Consider the following 2950-nt stretch of genomic DNA (forward strand, 5'->3'; position numbering starts at 1 on the left):
GCGAGCTTTGTGCTGGTGTTGTTTTGGTTTTTGAGTGCACTGGCCCTGCCCGGGTTCGGCGGTTATTGGGTGTGCGTCGGCGCGGCGGCGGTGCTGGTCTTGCGCGGGCTACAACTGCGTCTGGTGACCACCTTGGTGGCCGAGCGCAACCCCGGTTCGATGCGCGTTTCAGCCCTGGCCTCCAACGCGGTGTGGCGCGATGTCGGTGCCGGGCTCGGGCCGCTGCTGGCGGGGCTGTTGCTGCCGGTGGCCTCGGCCCCCTGGGTGTTTGGCCTGGCAGGCGTGGCAATCGCCATGAGCGCGGTGTTCTGCTGGCGAACCAAGCTTTCTAACTGACGCTGTCAGGACTTTTTAACGCTGTCCAGCCAAGCGGGGTCGAGGCGGGGTTGCGCGGTGTCGATCCCCAACGCCTGCATCTTCGCCGTGTGTGCGTCGATCTCGCCGACCAATTGCGCCTGGGCGCTGGAGTTGGCGTCCAGTTCATGCATCTGCGTGAGCCCCAAGTGGTAGAAACGCAGCAGTTTGATCGCCGTCGGGTCGTTGGCTTGCGCGCCTTCGGTGACCTTGTGCATCACATTGGTGACGCTCATCAAGCTGCGTTTGAGCTGCCAGCCATAGACGGCCGGCGCCAGCCACTGCTGGCTCCAGAACGGGCCGCGCACCAAGGCTACAGTGATTAACACGCCAGTGAACACGCCGCCGACATTAAAGCGCAAGTTGTCACCGCCAGGCGTGCCGAACAGCATCACCGCCAGGCTCGACAGCAGCATTGCCAAGGCCATGAAGAGCACGGCGATGATGAGGGTGCTGCGCCGGGTCTGTTGGCGGAAGGTTGCGGGGTCGCAGGGTTTAAGCGCGAACATCCGGGTCAGGTCTCAAGAAGGGGCGGGGTGGCATCTTCGCACGCTTTGGGAAATCAAGTTGAACGATGGTTGCGCGGGCTTTCTCTAAACCCCTGTAGGTCAGCCAATTCCCCGTGAGGTGAACCATCATGTCCGAATACAAGCAACCGCCGCCTGGTACGCCTGATCCTGACCGCACACCCGGAGAAGAGGAGCGTGACAACGATGCGTTACGCCCCAACGACCCGGCGGAGCGTCAGGACGATGACGTACAGCATGCGGAGCAAGACTTGGAAAACCTTCACGACAAAGCCCGTCCGCTTTAAATAAGGAGGTCGCCGTGAGTAATCCCCCGAAAGGCCCACGTTCAGACGCACATTCCAGCGGTAAGGATGAACTGGGCTTCGACCCGGATTCGCCTGACGTCTCTGACCCGCAGGTCGACCCCATCGGCCCGGCCATCGCGCCGTTGGACCAGAAAGACAAAGATGAGGCCGAGAAAAAGCCGCCCTACGATCCGTTGGGCGGCTTGAAGGCCACTTGAAGAAAAACATCAAGCCCCGCCATTGCGGGGCTTGTGTTTATTTGGGGGGCACCCACGTGACGTCGGTGATACCGAACTTCTCCGCCCAGGGGCGTGTGGTTTTTTTCACCTGTTCGTGGCCCACACGCCCGATGCGGCTGACATGGGCGATGTCGGCATCCACCGCCGCCCAATGCCAGGCCTCGGCGTTGTTCATGACTTCCGCGCGCACCACAAAGGATTTCGGATGACCGTGCAGCTGATAGTTGATGGTGTAGATTTTTGCGGTACTCATGTTGCCTCCCTGTCTTGTTATAGATGGATAGGCGAGTGTTCAAAAAGGTTCAGTCAAAATGACAAGTCGCAGGCTGGCACGGCATAGTGACGCCTTCGCCACGCGCTCAAGGATCGCGCCATGTCCCGATTGACTCACCGTCAGCTCTACCTGCAACGCCTGGGTTATGACTCGCCGCCACCGCCGACTTTGCAGACCTTGCAGGCGCTGCAGCTGCGCCATGTGTGCACCTTTGCGTTTGAAAGCCTGTCGACACTGCTGCGCACCCCGGTGCCAATCGACTTGCCGAGCATCGAGCAAAAGGTACTGCTCGACGGGCGTGGCGGGTATTGCTTCGAGCTGAACCATATGTTTCTGACGCTGTTGCAGGAATTGGGCTTCGAGGCGCGCGGCCTTACCGGCTGGGTGGTGATGGGCGGGCCAACGGATGCGCGCACCGGTCGCACCCATCGCCTGAGCCTGGTCACCTTGGATGGCGTGCGCTACGTCACCGACGTCGGCTTCGGCGGCATGGTGCCGAGCAGCCCGTTGCGGTTGGACACGGACGCGACCCAGGCCAGCGCCCATGAACCCTATCGCCTGACGTTCAATGGCGCCGACTACACCTTGTGGGCCCAGGTCGGCGAGGAGTGGCGTGGCTTGTATGTGTTCGACCTGCAAGAGCAGGCGGATATCGACTATGAAATCGGCAACTGGTACGTGTCGACGCACCCGGCTTCAACGTTTGTCGGTCAACTCAAAGCCGCGCTGCTCGCGCCGGGCAAACGCTACACCTTGAATAACGCCAACTATGCCGTCCACTACCTGGATCGGCCCAGTGAAAAGCGCGCAATCGAGAGCACCGATGAGCTGTTGACCGTGCTGCAGGAGACCTTGGGCATTCGTCTGCCGGCCCATCCTCTGCTTCGCGAAACCCTTGATGGCTTAGTAATGGCTAATTCAAAAGAGCCTTGAGGTAGAGCCTTTACTGAATCGTTTTTGCTCCAAGTCGACGCAAATTAATTCGAACCTTTGGCGAAAGCCGGGGTTCGAACCGTTTCCTGAATAATTTGCTCACCAGACAAGGAGATGTAAAACGATGTCCAAGCTATTCGGAAAACTGCTTAAGGGTTCCTCGCTGCTGGCGCTGGTCGCCGCGCCTGCCGTGGTGTTCGCCGCACCGTCCACCGGCCGGAATCCGATCTTCGTTGTGCAGGGCAGCTATAACGTCTGCAAACATGAAGGCTGCAGCAAACAGTGCCAGGACGACAGCACGGAAGCGGCGCGGTGTAAAAACTGCGCCACAACATC

General features: G+C 60.1%; 5 protein-coding genes and 2 pseudogenes. 5 read left to right on the forward strand and 2 right to left on the reverse strand.

Features of this window, described 5'->3' with window-relative positions:
* Positions 1-336, forward strand: a pseudogene (locus tag E0F99_RS29465) (MFS transporter); the annotation flags it as partial.
* A gap of 5 nt (positions 337-341) precedes the next feature.
* On the opposite strand, the gene E0F99_RS29470 reads toward E0F99_RS29465, so the two are convergent.
* Complete coding sequence (locus tag E0F99_RS29470) at positions 342-863, reverse strand: DUF3087 family protein (RefSeq protein WP_083357956.1); 522 nt, start codon at positions 861-863, stop codon at positions 342-344.
* 128 nt (positions 864-991) lie between these two features.
* Between E0F99_RS29470 and E0F99_RS30205 the strand changes: the two genes are divergently transcribed.
* A complete protein-coding gene (locus tag E0F99_RS30205; protein ID WP_165447656.1) occupies positions 992-1168 on the forward strand; it encodes a hypothetical protein in 177 nt (58 codons plus the stop codon).
* Between the two features lie 14 nt (positions 1169-1182).
* The gene (locus tag E0F99_RS29475) at positions 1183-1386 is read left to right on the forward strand and encodes a DUF6021 family protein (RefSeq protein WP_083357957.1); all 204 of its coding nucleotides are present in this window, start codon (positions 1183-1185) and stop codon (positions 1384-1386) included.
* Between the two features lie 37 nt (positions 1387-1423).
* Here E0F99_RS29475 and E0F99_RS29480 read toward each other — a convergent pair whose 3' ends face one another.
* The gene (locus tag E0F99_RS29480; RefSeq protein ID WP_083357958.1) at positions 1424-1660 is read right to left on the reverse strand and encodes a DUF6555 family protein; all 237 of its coding nucleotides are present in this window, start codon (positions 1658-1660) and stop codon (positions 1424-1426) included.
* Between the two features lie 120 nt (positions 1661-1780).
* On the opposite strand from E0F99_RS29480, the gene E0F99_RS29485 reads away from it, so the two are divergent.
* Together E0F99_RS29485 and E0F99_RS29490 are read left to right on the forward strand one after the other, a co-directional pair.
* Positions 1781-2614 carry an arylamine N-acetyltransferase family protein gene (locus tag E0F99_RS29485; protein ID WP_083357959.1) on the forward strand — a complete coding sequence of 278 codons (834 nt, stop codon included), beginning with the start codon at positions 1781-1783 and terminating at the stop codon, positions 2612-2614.
* A gap of 124 nt (positions 2615-2738) precedes the next feature.
* A pseudogene (locus tag E0F99_RS29490) lies at positions 2739-2950 on the forward strand (hypothetical protein); the annotation flags it as partial.

Origin of the sequence: Pseudomonas antarctica (assembly GCF_900624995.1) — a bacterium.
GTDB lineage: Bacteria > Pseudomonadota > Gammaproteobacteria > Pseudomonadales > Pseudomonadaceae > Aquipseudomonas > Aquipseudomonas antarctica.

Bases quoted from the DNA above. Each gene is read 5' to 3' on its own strand.
- E0F99_RS29480 (WP_083357958.1), bottom strand. From the start codon at position 1,660: ATGAGTACCGCAAAAATCTACACCATCAACTATCAGCTGCACGGTCAT.
- E0F99_RS30205 (WP_165447656.1), top strand. From the start codon at position 992: ATGTCCGAATACAAGCAACCGCCGCCTGGTACGCCTGATCCTGACCGC.
- E0F99_RS29485 (WP_083357959.1), top strand. From the start codon at position 1,781: ATGTCCCGATTGACTCACCGTCAGCTCTACCTGCAACGCCTGGGTTAT.
- E0F99_RS29470 (WP_083357956.1), bottom strand. From the start codon at position 863: ATGTTCGCGCTTAAACCCTGCGACCCCGCAACCTTCCGCCAACAGACC.